We start from the raw sequence: 18451 nt of genomic DNA, 5'->3' as shown, positions 1-18451 counted from the left end.
GGAGTGTCAGCATGCAGATCGGAATGGTTGGGCTTGGACGAATGGGCGCAAACATGGTGCGCCGTCTTCTGAAACAGGGTCATGATTGCGTGGTCTTCGACGTCAATCTCGACAATGTCGCAGCATTGGTGAAGGAAGGCGCAGTTGGCGCGACCTCGCCAGACGACCTGGTTGCGAAGCTGTCACCGCCACGCGCCGTCTGGCTAATGCTGCCGGCGGCAATAACGCCGAAAATTGCTCGTGACTTTGCCGCCAGATTGCAGGCGGGCGATGCCATCATCGATGGCGGCAACTCCTTCTACCGGGATGCCATCGATTTGGCGGCGGAATTTGCGCCCCGTAGCATCGACTTCATCGACACCGGTACATCCGGTGGCGTCTGGGGTCTGGAGCGCGGCTATTCTCTGATGATCGGTGGCCCGTTGGGTGCTGTGCAGCGGCTCGATCCGATTTTTGCTTCGCTCGCTCCCGGTGCGGGCCAAGGCATCGCGGCCGATCCCGTCACCGGCACGGCGCCAATGGGATATTTGCATTGCGGACCGTCAGGCGCAGGGCATTTCGTCAAGATGGTTCACAATGGCATCGAATACGGTGTCATGGCCGCCTATGCTGAAGGCCTGAATATCTTGAAGGCCGCGAATGCCGGCACGCAGCACCGGGAGGCCGATGCGGAAACTGCGCCGCTCGCCCACCCGCAATATTACCAGTTCGACATCGATCTTCCTGCCGTGACGGAGGTCTGGCGACATGGGTCTGTCATCGGCTCGTGGTTGCTCGATCTGACGGCGGAGGCGCTGAAGCAGGACCCTCATCTCGACCAGTATGGCGGGCGGGTGTCAGATTCAGGCGAAGGGCGCTGGACCCTTCAGGCGGCCGTCGAAACGGGTGTTCCTGCGCCTGTTTTGGCTTCCGCCCTGTTCGAGCGCTTCTCCTCACGCGGTGAGGCGGAGTTTGCCGGCAAGGTACTCTCGGCCATGCGCAATGCCTTTGGTGGCCATCTGGAAAAAGCAAAATGAGGGCGCCGGCCATGGATAAGCAGCGATCGGACGTGCTCGTAGTGTTCGGTGCCACCGGCGACCTTGCCTACAAAATGATCTTTCCTTCCCTTTACGCCATGGTGAAACGCGGCGCGCTTCAAACACCAGTCATCGGTGTCGCCTTCGATGACTGGTCGCGCGATCAGTTGATCGCAAGGGCGCGCGACGCGGTTACCAGCCACGTCGACAAGATCGATGAAGCCGTCTTCGAAAAATTCGCTTCTCAACTGCATTACGTGTCCGGCGACTACCGAAACGAGGCGACATTCGAAAAGCTGCGCGCCGCACTCGGTGACCACGGTCATCCGCTTTATTACCTCGCCATTCCGCCGTCACTGTTTGAAACCGTCGTGACCGGGCTTGATAAGGCCGGGATAGCCGCCTCGGCACGATTGATGGTGGAAAAACCGTTCGGCCGCGATCTTGCCACGGCAGAGGCGCTGAACCAGTCGCTGCACGCGGTTTTCGAAGAGGACGCCATTTTTCGCATCGACCATTTTCTCGGCAAGGAGGCGATTCAGAACCTTCTTTATTTCCGGTTCGCGAATGCGTTTCTTGAACCGGTCTGGAACCGCGACCATGTTGAAAGCGTGCAGATCACCATGGCCGAGGATTTTGGCATCAAGGGACGCGGAAAGTTTTATGACGAGGTTGGATGCATCCGGGATGTGATCCAGAACCATCTCATCAACGTGCTGTTGCTACTGGCCATGGAGCCACCGGCAACAAGCGCTTCGGACGATCTTGTCGATGAGAAAGTGCAGATCCTCAAAGCCATGCCACCGCTCAGCCGCGAGGATGTGGTGCGTGGCCAGTTCGACGGTTACCTTGACGAACCCGGCGTTGCGTCCGGCTCGAGCCGCGAGACCTTTGCCGCCGTGCGGTTTCGCGTGGCCACATGGCGCTGGAACGGCGTGCCTTTCTTCATCCGCGCCGGAAAGAACCTGCCTGCCCATGCAACCGAAGTTGTGGTGCGTTTCAAGCGGCCGCCGATAGCGCTATTCGGCGATGTTGAGACGGCGGCCGCAAATTATGTGCGCTTTCGGCTCGGGCCAGATATCGCCATCGGCATTGGCGCGCGCCGCAAGGCTGCCGGGGACGGTATGCTCGGCGAGGCGGTGGAACTGGGTGCTGTCGATGACGGCATCGGCGACATGGCGCCTTATGAACGGCTGATCGGCGATGCGATGGCAGGCGAACGCCAGCTTTTCACCCGTCAGGATGCGGCAGAACTCGCATGGAGAATCGTTGAGCCCATTCTCGACGACCCGGCCGTGCCGCCACGCTATGCCGTAGGAAGCTGGGGTCCGGTCGAGATGGAGAGTTTCGTGCCGCCCGGCGGTTGGGTCGATCCGGAGTGACGCCCATGCCGGCAAATACCACGGACGGTAGTTCAATGACACAGGATCGGATCGTACTAGCGATCGATATCGGCGGCAGCCACGTCAAGATTCGCTCAAGTGCCGGTGGCGACGAGCGCAAGGTCGAAAGCGGCAAGGCGATGACTGGGCCAGAAATGGTCATCGCCGTAACCGCCATGGCGAAAGACATGACCTATGACGTCATCGCCATGGGATATCCCGGTCCGGTCGTCCACAACAAACCGCTTCGCGAACCGGTCAATCTGGGTACAGGCTGGGTTGGTTATGATTACGCCGGCGCTTTCCGCTGCCCCGTTCGTATCGTTAACGATGCGCTGATGCAGGCAATCGGCTCCTATCAGGGCGGGCGCATGTTGTTTCTCGGTCTCGGAACAGGCCTGGGAGCTGCGATGATTGTCGAAAACGTGGCCCAGCCCATGGAGATCGCTCATCTTCCCTATCGGAAGGGCAAAACGTACGAGCACTATCTCCGAGAGGCGTATCGCGAAGAGAAGGGCAATGCCAAATGGCAAAAGCGCGTCACTGATGTCGTAAAGCGTCTGACTGCCGCCCTTGAACCGGATGAGGTGGTCATCGGCGGCGGTAATGTCGAAAAACTCGATACCCTGCCGCCCGGATGCCGCCGCGGAGACAATGCGCTTGCTTTCGAGGGCGGATTCCAGCTGTGGAAGAACCCGAACCTCATCGTCTAGCCGGTCAAATATGCTAGGTCGGCTGCTGCGTCGATAACCACGCAATCGGCGCGGCGGAGCCTCTACCTAATCGGTTGGAGGCTTCTCGGCCGACACCCACTTGTTCCGGCCTGTCTGCTTGGCGCTCAAAAGCGCAGCGTCCGCCCGTTCCAGGACGCTGCTCACGGTTCCGGCACCCGGTGACGTTGCGATACCAATGGATATGGTGATCGAGTCAAGGAGACGGCCCCGGTAGGTGAAAGGTGCGCGCTCGACCGCGTGCCGGAGTTTCTCCGCAACCTTGATGGCATCTTCAATGCCCCCAGCCGGCATGAGCACGGTGAATTCCTCGCCGCCGAAACGGAATAGTTCACCCAGATCGCCGACAGCTTCCGACAGTACCTGGGCGACATATTGCATCACCGCATCTCCGGCATCATGGCCAAACCGGTCATTGAAGCGCTTGAAATGGTCGATGTCGAGCATCAGACACGCAAGAGAATTGGCTGGCTTTTCAATATGCCTGTTCAGCGTCTCATCAAGCGATCGACGGTTCAAAAGACCAGTCAGGGCGTCTTGCCGTGCCATGCCAACCAGCCGCTGCCGAAGCTGGAGGTTTGCAACGGCAAGGCCTATATTTTCGGCGAGGAGTTCGAGATATAGCCGCTCTAACTCCAGCGTCTCGCTACTCTGCGGAATTTCAAGATACAATAAGCCGACGGTGTCTCCCAATGCGGTGAGTGGTATGCAAAGGCCGGTTCCGAAACTGCCATGTAGGTGACGGCAGACAACATCGTCTCCGCCCGGGTTGCTGGCGTGGGGACGTCCGCGACGGAGAGCCCAGCAATCGTCTATCGAAAATTCCGGGGCGGAAAACGAAGGATCGGACCATTGTCCGGTCGATTGGAGAACCGAACTGTTTTCCTTGAGAACAAGCAGGCGGCCGGCAATGGCCGGGAAAATCTGCGGCATGAATTTCGAAACGACGTCGGACAATTCTTCCTGATTCTGGCAGGCCTGAATCCGATGCATCATCTGCAGGATCAGGTCCTTGATGCGTTGATTCCTGCGGTGCTCCGCGTCAAGCCGTTCCCGTTCCAGCCCGTTGCTGCGGAAGATCCTGATAGCCTGGTTCATTTCGCCGATTTCGTCACGCCGGCCTTCGTCGGGCAGGTCGATACTGTAATCCTGCCGAGCAAGGCGCGTGACGATGTTGCTCATTTTGATAAGCGGCAAGGCAACGCGTCTGCTGAGGACAAAATAGAGTACGGCCACAAACATGAGGGCGGTGAGCGCAAGCATCACCTTCGCGATCGATCCGTAGAAATCGCTTCGGTCTTTAGCCTGGTCAACAATTGCCTGCGAGCGGGCCGCAATGGCTTCTCTCAGCGTCGCGACGGTTGTCAGCAGGTCCGTATGCAGTCGATAGTGCTCATCGCCGAACAGGACCTGCTGTGCATCGTTCTGGCGGCCGGATCGATAGAAACCGATTGCATCGCGCTCCATCTTGTCCAGTGCGTCGGCGCTCTTTCGTATGTCCTGAAATGAGCCTGCCTCTTGCGGCGAAACACCAAGAGCTGCGAGTTTGTCCAGGCTGTTTTCAAGGTGCTTTTCCTGATCTTCGTCGACGTAGAATTTTGCGAGATGCTGCTCGTCGCCCCGCATGACGTAAAGACGCGCCTCCTCTGTGCGCTCGTCCGCAATGATCGCCAGTTCTTCGGCGAGATCGGTCAGTTCGAGATGATTCTGGATTGCCACCCGCTCTTGAGAAGCGCTTCTGGCCGATAGAATGAATGTGGTCGCCGATACTGTCGTGAGCACGAGGGTGACAGCATAAGCCAGGTTCGTGATGGTACTGAGTCGCATGATGGCGCCGTATGCTTGCCGCACGGCATGAAAACCGGGTGCGGCGGGGTCCAATTTCAGAGTCTGCTTATGTTAGGCCATCTCGTCAAACGGGAAGTCAACACGCGGTTAACCGTCAATATGATCTGTCGCACCGCGCGCTAAGTCAGGCACCCCATGGCGATGCACCTGGACCGTCTCCACCAACGGTCAGAATATCCGCTAGCGCGATTCCGGTATGTCGGCAGCGGGCCAGAAAGCCGTGTATTTAGAGCCTTTTGAAAAGCGCCGCGCAGTAACGGAATTATATTTCACGACGCATCACAAAGTCGTGAAACCTTTCGACGCATTGTTCGTTTAGCGCCCATGATCGATAATGACGCAGGACCGAAGCCGGTCGTTGGTGCCGACGAGACTGGCACCCCAACCGCATCCGAAAACGATGCCCATGAAAACGATGATCCGCTCCCGCCAGAGGAGATGGAACCCGCTTTGGGCTTGACGCCGGAGGAGGCCGAGGAGGCTCGCAGGAAATATCTGCTGAAGCGTTTCTGGATCAGCGCGCGAGGTTTCTGGAGCCGTCGCGGCGATCGGCTGGCCTGGCTGTTTTCGCTCGGGCTTCTGGCTATGATCGGCATAAATGTCGGCTTCCAGTATGGCATCAACGTCTGGAATCGCGGGATTTTTGACGCGATTGAAAAACGCGACGCGTCGACGGTCTATTTTCTTGGATCCGTCTTTCCGCTGCTCGTCCTGGGAAGTGTCTTTATCGTGACCTCGCAGGTGTATGTCAGGATGCGCATTCAGCGGCGCTGGCGTTCCTGGCTGACAAAGGCGCTCGTTGGGAGATGGATTGCGAATGGCCGCTATTATCAGCTCAATTTGATCGATGGTGACCATCAAAACCCCGAGGCAAGGCTCTCGGAGGATATGCGTATTGCCACCGAGGCGCCGGTGGATTTTGTTTCAGGTGTCATCGCTGCATTCGTGTCTGCCTCTACCTTTATCGTTGTCTTGTGGACGATTGGTGGGGCTCTCACGGTCTCCATCGCGGGCGTCTGGATCACGATCCCCGGCTTTCTCGTGATTGCGGCCGTTATCTATGCAATCATCACATCCAGTTCCATCGCCTTCATTGCCCGGAACTTCGTCAAGGTTTCCGAAGTCAAGAACCAGGTTGAAGCGGAGTTTCGCTACACGCTTACGCGCGTCAGGGAGAATGGTGAGAGCATCGCCCTGCTTGGCGGCGAAGACGAGGAGCGCAGCGATCTGGACAAGCGCTTCGGCAATGTCCGGCGGCAGTGGCGTCTCATGGCGCAGCAATACATGCGCACCACGGTCGTATCGAATGGATCGATGTTGATTGCCCCCGTCGTACCGGTTCTGTTGTGCGCGCCGAAGTTTCTCGATGGAAGCATGTCTCTTGGCGAGGTAATGCAGGCTGCTTCCGCTTTCACCATTGTCCAATCCGCATTTGGCTGGCTGGTCGACAACTATCCCCGTCTGGCCGACTGGAATGCCTGCGCGCGACGTGTTGCCTCCCTGATGATGTCGCTCGATGGCCTGGAGCGCGCCGAAAAGAGCGATACGCTCGGTCGGATCGTGCGAGGCGAAACGGAAGGCGAGACAATACTCAGCCTCAAGGATGTGTCCGTTTCTCTCGGTGACGGAACGGCCGTCGTCAAGGAGACGGATGTCGAGATCGGCGCGGGTGAGAGAGTGCTTGTCGCGGGGGAATCGGGCTCGGGCAAAAGCACACTGGTTCGGGCCATTTCCGGTCTCTGGCCATGGGGTGGAGGCAGCGTCAATTTTCGCGCCGGCAGCCGATTGTTCATGCTACCGCAGCGGCCATATATTCCGGCCGGCACGCTACGTCGGGCGGTCTGCTATCCGCAACCGGCCGAGAGCTGGACGCCGGAAGAGATCGGGGCCGCTCTCGACAAGGTCGGTCTGGGTCAGCTCAAAGACAAGATCGAAGACGAGGCGCCGTGGGACCAGACGTTGTCAGGTGGCGAAAAACAACGGCTGACCTTCGCACGCCTGTTGCTGAACGCCCCCGACATCATCGTCATGGACGAGGCGACGGCGGCTCTGGACGAGAAAAGTCAGGACAAGATGATGCAGACGGTAATCGATGAACTACCCGATGCGACGATCGTAAGCGTGGCGCATCGTGCCGAACTGGAAGCGTTTCATAGCCGGAAGATCACATTGGAACGGCGGGAGGGGGGCGCAAAGCTTGTCAGCGATATCGACCTCATTCCTCGCAAGGCGAGAGGCTCCATGCTTCGGAGAATAGTCAAGCGGAGGTGATGGCACCGACGCTTGTGCCGACCTGCTTGAATGCCGGGGTAGGAGAGTTGGTGGCCGCCTCATTGTCGTTGGGGAGAATTCACCGACCACTTTGGCGAGAACGAACAGAATGAGGGCTTGCGGCGGATCGAAGTGCAATCGGAACTTCTGCGGTCACGGCACCCCGGAACAATCGTGCATTTTGTTTGTTGGTTGGCATCCCTAAAATGGCAACAAGGGGCAGCGTGTTATGAATAAATTCTTCACTCGCTTCGCAAGCGCTATAGCTTCATTTTCCGGCTCTCCAACGGCTTTCATGGTGGCTCTCGGAACCGTGCTCGTCTGGGGGATAAGCGGACCGCTGTTTGGTTTTTCGGAGGTCTGGCAACTGGTCATCAATACGGGTACGACCATTGTCACCTTCCTGATGATTTTTCTCGTGCAGAATTCACAGAACAGGGATTCCGCAGCGATGGAAGCAAAACTGGACGAGCTGCTGCGGGCGGTGGAGCAGGCGCGCGGTGACTTCATTGGGATCGAGCACCTCACGGAAGAGGAAATCGAAAAGATTCGTGCACGTCTCGAAAGGGAAAGCGGACCGGATAGCGATAAGCCCGCACCCCATCATGCCATGGCCCGCTTGCTTTCCCGACGTTAGTGGCATTTACCGTTGGCAGGCGCGTGTCAGGCGCGCTCTATGCGCAGAAAGAATTCGCCTCGGGTGAAAAGTGGCTCGAAGCCGTCATCGAAACGTCCGAGGCGGATCAGCCCTTTCGAGTATCGGTAGCTGTCGTAATAGAAGACCAGATTACCCCATGGCGCGTAATAAGCGATGTCGCCGGGACGTGCGTTATCGAAAGGCGTGTCAGTCACCTGCGTCAACTTTCGAGGAAGATATGCGATTTTCTCGTTGGTCGAATAGTCTTCGATCGTGAGATCGAGCGGCAGCATTTTCATGAGCTCGCGTGCCGACGGGTTGTCAAACAAGGTCGCGGTCATGCTGTGACCACCAAAGGCCATTCGGAAACTCATCAAGGATACCTCCGTTTTTGTTACCTGACCGAACAATGCGGACGGTAAAGCTGTGGCCGCGGTAGCCAGCCCAAGAAATAGACGCCGGTCGATCATTGGAATGCTCCCATGCCGAACTGCTTTACGAGGATATTCTCGATGATTTGAATGCCAGCGCTGACGCGGCCACGAGCAAACCTGCGCTTGCCAGGAAAGTCATGCGGTAGCCGGATGCGTCGTAAAGAAATCCGCCCACTATCGCACCGGCTGATATCGCAAGCTGGATGACCGCAACCATGAGACCACCTCCGGCTTCCGCATCCTGCGGCAGTGAGCGGGCGAGCCACGCCCACCAACCCACTGGCGCTGCAGTGGCAATCATTCCCCAGACCGCAAGCGCTATCGCCGCGACAGGGAGACTGTTGCCGAAGGCAACAAGCATCACGGCCGTCACCGCCATCAGAGCCGGGATGACGATCAGAACGCGATACAGGCGGTTGGCGAGAAAGTAACCGATAAGGCTGGTGCCAACGATGCCGGCAACGCCGATGCCCAGAAGAATGAAGGTGAGTATCGAGATATCTACTCGTGTCACAGTTTCGAGAAACGGGCGGACATAGGTGAACAGCGTGAACTGGCCCATGAAGAAGACCGAGACCGATGCCATGCCGATAGCGATCAAGGGACGGTTCAGTAGCCTGAATGCATTCTTTGACGTTTTCCCGGCGAGGGGTTTCATGGAAGGGAGGCTTGCCAGCTGCCACAGGAATGCGATCGCCGCGACGGGGACGACAGTGAAGAAGGCACCTCGCCAACCGATGATCGATCCGAGAAACGCGCCGAGCGGAGGAGCAACGACAGTTGCCAGCGCATTACCGCTGTTAAAGATTGCAAGCGCTCGGGGAACGAGATGCTCCGGTACAAGACGCATGGCGGTCGCTACCGATATGGACCAGAACCCACCGATCACTATCCCGATGAGCGCGCGCCCGACCATGAATATTTCATAGTTCGGTGCGATCGCCACGGTCACGCCAGAAAGGGCCATCAGTGCCGTCAGAGCAAGCAACAGCAGCTTACGGTCCCACTCTCTCGCGAGATACGAGACAAAGAGGCTCGTGACGACGGCGAAAGCGCCGGAGATCGCGATCGAATGTCCGGCCGATCCTTCGCTGATGCGCAGTTCATCCGCGATCGGCGTCAGCAGGCTGAGAGGCATGAATTCAGACGCGATCAGGGCGAAAACGCAGAGCGTCATCGCCAACACACCGCCCCAGTTTGCGGATCGGGATCTGGCTTCCCCTGTGGAAATTGTAGTTTCTATCGACATGGTACGGCAGCTTTTCTTGGCTATTTCTTCAACGGTCTTCCGCTGCTGATGGGAGGCAGCGAGGTGAACATAAGTCATGAAGCATCTTGCAATAAGCCGCCTGTCACGGGATGCAGTCATGAACGATGCTCATCAAAGGCTCTTGTTTAGCCGCGCCCGGCCTGCTTGCGTATTATCCACGTCGATGCAGGGGCTCGGTTCATTCATGAATATCGCTCATGACGGCATGCCTTCGCCGCGGTCTAATCTCGCGACAATCTCCGATCTATCTTTTGAACGACGCTGCTGCATCACCCCTCAAAGCAGCCCACCGGCCGCTCGTCACGGCAACGACAATGGAGAGTGAAGTGAGCAATCAGAACGAAAACGCTTCTACGGGAGAGGGCCTGGACATGGGCCGCCGTGGCCTTCTCAAGATTACGGGTGTCGGCATCGCCGCGATTGGCGCGGCGTCAGTGATGGCGGTATCTAAGGCAGAGGCGCAAACATTGAAGATGACGCAGGACTGGGACAAGGTTTTTCCGAAGAGCGAGAAGGTCGATCACCAGAAGGTCTCGTTCAAAAACCGTTATGGCATCATCCTGGCGGCCGACCTCTACATGCCCAAAACCCGCAACAGCGTCGGAAACCCCGCAATCGTGGTGAGCGGACCGTTTGGCGCGGTCAAGGAACAATCGTCCGGCCTTTACGCACAGACGATGGCCGAACGCGGTTTCGTCACTCTGGCATTCGATCCTTCCTATACAGGTGAGAGCGGCGGCGAACCGCGCAATATCGCGTCTCCCGACATCAACACCGAGGATTTCAGCGCGGCTGTGGACTACATCGGCCTGCGTCCCGAAGTCGATCGCGAACGGATCGGCGTCATCGGTGTCTGCGGCTGGGGTGGCATGGCGCTCAATGCCGTGGCCTCGGACAAGCGTGTGAAGGCCGTGGTTGCCAGCACCATGTACGATATGACCCGCGTCATGTCCAAGGGCTACAACGACAGCGTCACGCTGGAGCAGCGCACGGCGACCCTGGAACAGTTGAGCCGCCAGCGGTGGGTCGATGCGGAAAAGGGTACACCTGCCTATCAGGCGGCCTACAACGCGGAAGTCGGACCCAATGCGCCGCAGTTCATGATCGATTATCACGACTACTACTCGACACCACGCGGTTATCATAAGCGGGCGGTCAACTCCCGTAACGCCTGGTCGCAGACAACGCCAATTTCGTTCATGAACATGCCGATCCTGAGCTACATCGCGGAAATTTCGCCGCGCCCGGTTCTATTCATTCATGGCGAGAAGGCCCATTCTCTCTATTTCGCAGAGACCGCGTATGCGGCGGCGGCCGAACCGAAGGAACTCCATGTCATTCCCGGCGCCAGCCACACGGACCTCTACGACCAGATGGATGTGATCCCCTTCACCAAGCTCGCCAGCTTCTTTGAGCAGCACCTGTCGGCTTGATAAGTCCTGCAGTGACGTAACAGCTCAGGAGCCCGCCCAAAGCGGGCTCTTTTTCTGTTAGTGCGGCATGAGCATTATGCCATAATCAACAGGTCTGGATGCAGGAGGCTCATGAATGGCACGCGATACCGTCAACGATCTTGCAGCTTTCATTGCTGTTGCCCGAGAACAGAGCTTTACCCGGGCGGCGGCGAAGCTGGGCGTATCGCAGTCAGCATTGAGCCACACACTTCGCCAGCTTGAAGCCAGGTTAGGCGTGCGTCTCCTGATGCGGACGACCAGAGCGGTTTCGCCGACGGAGGCGGGCGAGCGGCTGCTAAACGGGATCGGTCCACATTTCGATGAGATCGAAGCGCATGTCGACGCGTTGAACGAACTGAGGGAAAAGCCGGCGGGAACGATCCGTATTGTCGCCGCCGAGTACGCGATCACCTATGTCCTCTGGCCCAAACTCAGGAAATTTTTGCCTCAATATCCCGACATCAAGGTCGAGCTGATCCTCGACAACGGACTGACCGACATCGTGACGGAGCGTTATGATGCGGGGGTGCGTATGGGTGAACATCTCGCGAAAGACATGATCTCCGCAAGGATCGGTCCCGACTTTTGTCTCGCTGTCGTCGGATCGCCCGCCTACTTCAAGAACCGACCACACCCGAGGCATCCCAAAGACCTGGTCGGCCATGATTGCATCAACTTCCGGCTGCCGAGTGCCGGCGGCCTTTATGTATGGGAGTTCGAGGACAAGGGCCGCGAGATCAAGATCAAGGTCGATGGCCAGCTCGCCTTCAACAACAGTTTCAATTCGCTGGAAGCCGCGCTTGACGGCTTCGGGCTTGCCTACATCCCGGAGGAAATGATCCTTCCTTATGTCGCAGACGGCCGGCTGGTTCGCGTGTTGCAGAAATATTCCCCGCCCTGGGACGGATATTACCTCTATTACCCCAGCCGTCGCCAGGCATCACCGGCGTTCGTCAGGGTTTTGGAGGCCCTGCGATATCGGGTCTGACGGGAGTTGTCGGCCCCCTGTGGATGTCCGCAACCCGGAACGATCCATGTCCGACTTTCGTCTTCTCTGCGCTCGCTGCGGCTGACAAGTCCTGATCCTAGATCAGCAGATAGCTGGCTTCAGAAATGCGTTGAACAATGGCTTGCCCCGCAAGGACGATAATGTCGCCGTCCATCGGTTGATGAGGCCGCAGCAAGTGTTTGTCGATCGTCAGCAGGAAATGCGATGAATGCAGTTCGCCTGGGGAAATGGAAATGTAAGACCAGCGATGCCAGGCAAATGGCATGGTGGCGAGGCCCATTCCCAGCAATCCCTTGAGGCGCATCGACCATGTTGACGAGGACTTGGCGTGGCGCGCAGCATCGGTTGCAACGGCACCGTCGACAATATGCTGTTGGTTCCAGGTTGTCTGGCCATGGTTGATCTTCCATGCCTCGGGGTCATCATTTGCCAGATCGATCCTCGATTTTACCGGCTCGGCGATCAGCGCGACGTTCGGACTGAGCAAGCGTGGAACAAAAGAAAACGGCAGGCTGCGGATTTCGCGCAGTGGCGCGTTGACGCGGATAAGCTGCGCCAGACACCGCCAGTCGAAACCCTGATGTGACGTATGGTGCGCGGGCACCCGGTCCAGCCGGTATAAGCCTGCCCAAAAAGTCTCTTTCAGATTGCCGGATTGCCGGTTGTAACCCATGAGGGCCGAACCCCAGTTCTTGATCCATACGGCTGGCCCGACTTCGACGGGTACCGTAACCAGGAAAATGCGGGGACGAACGATCGCGCAGACGTGCTCGATGACACGGACGGTGCGGTTGAGGTGGATATGTTCAAGCGTTTCCAGCGCGATGACGATGTCGGCCTCGATCGTTTCGTAAAGGCTCTCGTCGCTTGCGTCGCCGACGATGAAACGGCAGTTTTCGTAGTTGCTGTAGCGATTGCGCGCGGCCTCGATGAAGATTGGATCGTAGTCGATACCGACGTAATCAACGTCGAATTTTTCCAGAATATGTCCGACCGCGGTTCCGGGGCCGCAGCCGATATCCAGTATTCTGACCTTCCGATTGCCCACGTCCTTCTGCACTGTTTCGAGGACCTCAAGCAGCTTTCGATAGCGGCCTGCATGCAGAAAGCGCGTCAGCCAGTTGAAGTTCTGCATTTTTTCGTATGTCGTCGCGAACGTACCCATCCAATCCGCCTCCATGAACCGTAGATGATGTCGTCTCGCGATCCCTGTCATCGTAAAGATCGTGCGCGACCCGGCGTTGTATTTTTGAAGTCTGGCACGGCCTGCGTGACCTGCAACTCGACCAAAAGGCTTAAGTCGGAAGCGCGGATACCCACCCTGCCTCCTCTTAAAGGCAGATGTCGACGTGGTGGACAGTGAATCAGCCAGTTCTGACCGGCCGTCCTCTCCCTTTTGGCATGCTGCCGATGCGCAGGGCCTCGTTATACCTTTCAAGGAGGCGCCATCCGGGGCCGGAACCGCTGGGAGATGTGGTGGATGGTAGACAAGAGAGCCTTGATTATCGGCGTAACCGGGCAGGACGGCGCTTATCTCAGTGAATTGCTGCTTGCCAAGGGATATATCGTGCACGGCCTGAAAAGGCGGTCTTCCTCATTCAACACCGGCCGGATCGATCATCTTTATCAAGATCCCTTCGAGGAAAACCTTCGCTTTCGTCTTCACTTCGGTGACCTGACGGACGCCACGAACCTGTGCCGGGTCATTCAGGAGGTCCAGCCCGACGAGATCTATAATCTCGGCGCCCAGAGCCATGTCCAGGTCAGCTTCGAGACGCCGGAATACACGGCAAATGCGGATGCGCTTGGCACGCTGAGGCTGCTGGAAGCCATGCGCATTCTGAACCTCGGCGACCGTTGCCGGTTTTATCAGGCATCCACATCGGAGCTGTTCGGGGGGATGGGCACTGTTGCTCAGCACGAGGGTACGCCGTTCTATCCGAGAAGCCCCTATGCTGCGGCAAAACTCTACGCATACTGGATGACGGTCAATTACCGGGAAAGTTACGGCTTTCACGCATCCAACGGCATTCTCTTCAACCATGAGAGCCCCATTCGCGGGGAGACATTCGTCACGCGGAAAATCACGCGCGGCGTTGCCGCCATCGAACGCGGTCTCATGAGCAAGCTGCGTCTTGGTAATCTCGACGCAAAGAGGGACTGGGGGCATGCGCGCGATTATGTTGAAGGCATGTGGCGCATCGTGCAGCAGGAAATACCCGAGGACTATGTGCTCGCAACCGGCGAGGCACATACGGTGCGGGAATTCGTTGAGCTTGCTTTCGGCGTGGTCGGCAAGACCATCGAGTGGAACGGCGATGGCAGTGACGAAGTGGGATACGACGCCAAAACCGGCAATACGATCATCGAAATCGATCCCAGATATTTTCGTCCCGCGGAAGTGGATTTTCTTCTCGGCGACCCCAGCAAGGCGCGCAGGAAACTCAACTGGAGCCACTCGACGTCCTTTTGCGACCTCGTGCAGGAAATGGTCGAAGCGGATCTTCGCCTCGTGATGTTGGAAGAGGGAAGAAATGAATTCGTCGCATAAATCGCAAGAAATCCCGTTCAGCTTGAATGGCAAGCGCGTCTGGGTTGCCGGCCATACCGGAATGGTCGGCTCGGCACTCGTGCGACGTCTCCAGCGCGAAAATTGCGAAATTCTCAAAGTCTCTCGCAGCGAGCTCGATCTGACCCGACAGTACGAGACGGAGCAATGGATGGCGGCGGCAAGACCTGAGGTCATTTTTGTCGCTGCCGCCAAGGTTGGAGGCATTGCGGCAAATGCGGCCTATCCGGCGGACTTTCTTTACACCAATACGCTAATTTCGATGAATATCATGAAATCGGCTGCCGACATCGGTGTTGAAAAGCTTCTCTGGATGGGATCTAGCTGCATCTACCCGAAATTCGCAGCGCAGCCGATCACGGAAAATTCCCTTTTGACAGGCCCTTTGGAGCCAACCAACGAGGCCTACGCGATTGCGAAGATCGCGGCGCTCAAGCTTTCCCAATTCTACTCCAGTCAGTACGGCCTGAATTGCGTCTCCGTCATGCCGACCAATATTTACGGGCTGAACGACAATTTCGATCCTCAAAGCTCACACGTCATTCCTGCGATGATCAGGAGAATGCATGAAGCGAAAATCAGCGGCCAGAACAAGATTGTACTATGGGGTACGGGCAGTCCTCTGCGTGAGTTTCTCCATGTGGACGATCTGGCGGATGCCTGTTGCTTCCTCATGAAATCATCGGCGCATTTTCCGCTGATCAATATCGGCTCGGGGCGGGAGATATCCATCCGCAATCTCGCCCACCTGATTGCAGGCATCGTCGGCTACGATGGGCAGATCGTTTTTGACACCAGCAAACCGGACGGAGCCCCCAGAAAGCTGCTCGATTGCTCGCGGCTCAACGCGCTTGGCTGGAACTCGACGGTCGAGCTCAGATACGGAATTCAGGATTTGTATGAGTGGTGGCGACAACCGAAGTCGCTGCAATCGGATATGTTACGACAAGCGGCAAGATGAGATCGCCAAATGCCCTGATACTATCGATTTTGCTTGCCGCCCTTGTGCTCGCATTTTCGGGTCTCTCGTCTGCCGGACAGCCTGCGGTGCGGGGAGCGCAAGAGCAAGGCAGCCAACCTGATCCACGCCAGTTCGGTTTGCCGATACCTGTTCCAGAACCACGATTGCCGGATGATGCGGATGCCTTCAATCCGACATGGACAGAGGTAGGCGGCAAGGGTCCGGCAATCGCGGAGATTTCGAGAGCGGCGGGCGCTGGCGAGGTTGTCTCGATGACCGGCGTCGATCTCGATGGACGAACGGGTTTCGAAGTCTTTTCGCAACACCCCGGTGCCGCGGAGGGCGTGGTGACTCCGTTGGCGCCGCTGACGGCTGACGCGACGGCGGCGACGCTGCTGTTGCCAGCCACGCTTCCTTCATGGTCCACCTACCTGATCAGGCCCCAGCGGGGCACTGTTCAAGGACGCAGCTTCGCGATCAATCGTACGGAAAGCTGGTGGATCGGGCCGGATGCCGCAGCGCCGGGAGCGATCGTCTCGGTCTATGGACGCAACCTTTCGCGGTCCAACGGGACTAGCCAATCTTATCTCTATATCAAGCCGGTCGCTGTCGCCGGCTGGTATGTTCCGGCAATCGCCGTCAACCCCTTCAAGGTCGATTTCGAGGTGCCGGCTCTGCCACCGGGCAACTATGAAGTTTGGGTTCACAATACCCATGGCGGCCGCTTCGGCTGGAGCGGTCCGCTGACACTTGTCGTCCTGTCGCAATCGCCATGGGTGGCGCAGGATAAAAAGCGCATCGATGCCAGGCAGTTCGGTGCAACGGGCGATGGCATGACCGACGACACCGCAGCCATTTTGCGCGCGCTCGACGCCGCGGCCGCAACGGCGCCATCGGTTTTGTATTTCCCCGCCGGGATTTATCTCGTGACAAAGCCTTTGATTGCGCCCGCCAATGTGGCGTGGTTCGGGGAAGGGGTGAACAAAACGGAGATCAGGCTGAACCAAAAGATTGATCAGAGCATGGTTGTCGTTAATGGCGATGACACCCGGTTCGGAAACCTGACCCTCAATGCCAACCGCAACATTGCCGGTAAACCTCTTCTTGCTTTGCGCAACACCAAAAACACACGGCTGGATTCCGTACGCATCGACGCCTGGGGCGTGCCGGCGTTCGATGCCCAGGACACCGTAGGGCTTTTTGTGCATGCGTCCGAGCTGATCGAGAACGGATCCTTTTACGGCGCGAGCCGGCAGGTGTTTTTCTCCAACAACCGGTTCCGGATGACGGGTTACGGCGAATCCGTCGTCGCGCTATGGGGTGGGCGCGATTTCGCCATGACGGGCAACGAGCTGACAAATGCGGATGAAAGCCGCGACGACGGTCATGGCATCGGACGTTTTTTTGTTGCCCAGGCGCATTTCGGGAGCATGCGAAACCTCTATTTTGAGAAAAACATCTCGCGAAACGCCGCGCCCCACGACTGCGCCAAGGTCGATTGCAACAAGGGCGAACAGATCTGCTTCGAGATCGTCGGGAGCAAGCTTAAGAACGATTTCGTCCGCGCTTCCTCGAACTCGGTTACCTTCAAGTCCCTGTCGGATCTGGGGGATGCCGCGCCGGGCGGTTTCGATCTCGTCATCGTTGGCGGGCGAGGTGCCGGGCAGCACCGTCACATCGCGTCGACGGGCGGTTCTGTCGTTCTGCTCGAGCAACCCTGGAATGTCGTGCCGGATCGAACGAGCCGTTTTGCTCTGGCAGCGACCGCATCGAGAGCCGTGATATACGATAATGTGTTCGATGGCAGGTCAAGCTATGCGGAGCATGATTCCGATTCCACCGGCGTTCTTCTCTACGGCAACGTCTACGACGTGGTGGTCGACAGCAACCGCATCTCTCAGATGCGACACGGCATGATGACGGTTGCGCTGGACTCGACGCGGGGACTTAGCCCGTATTTCCTGCAATATTCCAACAACAGTGTGACACGCAGCAACAGCGGCCTCTATGTCGGCACGACATTCGCGGATTCCGGGGTTGCCGGCATCTGGGGCGGTCTGGGGAATATTTATCGCAGGAACAGGTTCACAGATATCGCCTATATCGGCGTCGAATATGAAACCTGGAACCATCCCGGCTCCGACTATAATGGGACGGTCTTTGATGGAAATACCTTCGCCAACGTCCGTTACGGCTTCGTAGATGCCTACAAACTCATGTGGACGCACGACGGCAGCTTGAAGGCCGGACCGGACGAACGCTCAAGGCGGATCAACACGGTGCTCTACGACAATCATTTTACCCGAGGAACGCCAGGGCCCGTTCAAAGTGCGGGTTTCGTGACGATGCATCCGCAGAACAGCTGGGTAAATGTCGGCTCTACATGGAGCGGTTTTGTAACGGGAAACGAGGGGCCTAAGGCCGTCACCGTTAAATCGTCCTCCAACGCTGCAAGGCTGACGCCTTATTGAACCGGAGTTTATTCCCCGAAAATCCCGGCAAGGTACCTCTAATGACGTATCTGCGGTGAATTGACGAACTGCCGGAAAGTGGCGACTATGGCTCAATAAATCGGGGGCATGGGCACCTTGGGGCATTGAGAGCCGTGCCCATTCTTTTTCATTTCGGCGAGGGGACCCGACGGATCGTTCGTTACTCGGTGAGTGGCGAGCGATCTGTGGTTCCAATGACCTCTTGCCCATTTCAATTCGAACCCGTTGACGTGGTAATTTTTTGCCGGCGCTCTCACCGTTTGTGCAGAACGAAAATTGGCTCGCCCGGTTGAACGAGCGAGCCCTCCCAGTTGCCAGGTAACCCCAGTTACCGGGGTCCCGCCAAAGTATCAGGGGGCGGCGGGCAACCTTTAGAA

General features: G+C 57.6%; 14 protein-coding genes. 10 read left to right on the top strand and 4 right to left on the bottom strand.

What is annotated here, in order from left to right:
* Nucleotides 1-11: 11 nt before the first annotated feature.
* Genes gnd through AB4Z23_RS15565 form a run of 3 tightly spaced genes read left to right on the top strand, consistent with a single transcriptional unit; the run spans nucleotide 12 to nucleotide 3111 of the window.
* On the top strand, nucleotides 12-1016 hold the full coding sequence (gnd, locus tag AB4Z23_RS15575; protein WP_013761314.1) for a phosphogluconate dehydrogenase (NAD(+)-dependent, decarboxylating): 1005 nt from the start codon (nucleotides 12-14) through the stop codon (nucleotides 1014-1016).
* An 11-nt stretch (nucleotides 1017-1027) separates the two neighbouring features.
* The gene (zwf, locus tag AB4Z23_RS15570; RefSeq protein ID WP_441360338.1) at nucleotides 1028-2398 is read left to right on the top strand and encodes a glucose-6-phosphate dehydrogenase; all 1371 of its coding nucleotides are present in this window, start codon (nucleotides 1028-1030) and stop codon (nucleotides 2396-2398) included.
* A 35-nt stretch (nucleotides 2399-2433) separates the two neighbouring features.
* On the top strand, nucleotides 2434-3111 hold the full coding sequence (locus tag AB4Z23_RS15565) for an ROK family protein (protein WP_025596028.1): 678 nt from the start codon (nucleotides 2434-2436) through the stop codon (nucleotides 3109-3111).
* A gap of 66 nt (nucleotides 3112-3177) precedes the next feature.
* Here AB4Z23_RS15565 and AB4Z23_RS15560 read toward each other — a convergent pair whose 3' ends face one another.
* A complete protein-coding gene (locus AB4Z23_RS15560; RefSeq protein WP_025596029.1) occupies nucleotides 3178-4956 on the bottom strand; it encodes a diguanylate cyclase in 1779 nt (592 codons plus the stop codon).
* A 345-nt stretch (nucleotides 4957-5301) separates the two neighbouring features.
* Between AB4Z23_RS15560 and AB4Z23_RS15555 the strand changes: the two genes are divergently transcribed.
* Nucleotides 5302-7248, top strand: a complete 1947-nt coding sequence (locus AB4Z23_RS15555) for an ABC transporter ATP-binding protein/permease (protein ID WP_035199268.1) — start codon at nucleotides 5302-5304, stop codon at nucleotides 7246-7248.
* Between the two features lie 229 nt (nucleotides 7249-7477).
* On the top strand, nucleotides 7478-7885 hold the full coding sequence (locus tag AB4Z23_RS15550) for a low affinity iron permease family protein (protein ID WP_013761309.1): 408 nt from the start codon (nucleotides 7478-7480) through the stop codon (nucleotides 7883-7885).
* 26 nt (nucleotides 7886-7911) lie between these two features.
* Here the strand turns inward: AB4Z23_RS15550 and AB4Z23_RS15545 are convergent, their stop codons facing one another.
* Entirely contained in the window at nucleotides 7912-8355 is a 444-nt protein-coding gene (locus tag AB4Z23_RS15545; protein WP_113556236.1) for a cyclophilin-like fold protein, read from the bottom strand.
* Nucleotides 8356-8380: 25 nt separating this feature from the next.
* Entirely contained in the window at nucleotides 8381-9568 is a 1188-nt protein-coding gene (locus AB4Z23_RS15540) for an MFS transporter (protein ID WP_441360349.1), read from the bottom strand.
* Nucleotides 9569-9960: 392 nt separating this feature from the next.
* Between AB4Z23_RS15540 and AB4Z23_RS15535 the strand changes: the two genes are divergently transcribed.
* Nucleotides 9961-11022: an alpha/beta hydrolase gene (locus tag AB4Z23_RS15535; RefSeq protein ID WP_141682962.1), complete on the top strand. Its 1062-nt coding sequence runs from the start codon at nucleotides 9961-9963 to the stop codon at nucleotides 11020-11022.
* A 115-nt stretch (nucleotides 11023-11137) separates the two neighbouring features.
* Nucleotides 11138-12031 carry a LysR family transcriptional regulator gene (locus AB4Z23_RS15530; RefSeq protein WP_013761305.1) on the top strand — a complete coding sequence of 298 codons (894 nt, stop codon included), beginning with the start codon at nucleotides 11138-11140 and terminating at the stop codon, nucleotides 12029-12031.
* A 97-nt stretch (nucleotides 12032-12128) separates the two neighbouring features.
* On the opposite strand, the gene AB4Z23_RS15525 is transcribed toward AB4Z23_RS15530, so the two are convergent.
* Nucleotides 12129-13217 (bottom strand): class I SAM-dependent methyltransferase, encoded by a 1089-nt coding sequence (locus AB4Z23_RS15525; RefSeq protein ID WP_113291912.1) that lies wholly within the window; start codon nucleotides 13215-13217, stop codon nucleotides 12129-12131.
* A 315-nt stretch (nucleotides 13218-13532) separates the two neighbouring features.
* Here AB4Z23_RS15525 and gmd point away from each other — a divergent pair, with 315 nt between their 5' ends.
* The 3 genes from gmd to AB4Z23_RS15510 are packed head-to-tail and all read left to right on the top strand — an operon-like array spanning nucleotide 13533 to nucleotide 18053.
* Complete coding sequence (gmd, locus tag AB4Z23_RS15520; protein WP_019566379.1) at nucleotides 13533-14603, top strand: GDP-mannose 4,6-dehydratase; 1071 nt, start codon at nucleotides 13533-13535, stop codon at nucleotides 14601-14603.
* A complete protein-coding gene (locus tag AB4Z23_RS15515; RefSeq protein ID WP_019566378.1) occupies nucleotides 14587-15582 on the top strand; it encodes a GDP-L-fucose synthase family protein in 996 nt (331 codons plus the stop codon). The genes gmd and AB4Z23_RS15515 overlap by 17 nt, the downstream gene beginning before the upstream one ends.
* Nucleotides 15525-18053, top strand: coding sequence for a glycosyl hydrolase family 28-related protein (locus AB4Z23_RS15510; protein WP_441360337.1), 2529 nt, complete (start codon nucleotides 15525-15527; stop codon nucleotides 18051-18053). Before AB4Z23_RS15515 ends, AB4Z23_RS15510 begins: the two co-directional genes overlap by 58 nt.
* Nucleotides 18054-18451 lie beyond the last annotated feature (398 nt).

The organism is Agrobacterium sp. MCAB5, assembly GCF_052114365.1.
Taxonomy (GTDB): Bacteria; Pseudomonadota; Alphaproteobacteria; order Rhizobiales; family Rhizobiaceae; genus Agrobacterium; species Agrobacterium tumefaciens.
Note: the sequence above shows the minus strand (reverse complement) of the source record. Positions and strands in the feature narration are given on the sequence as shown.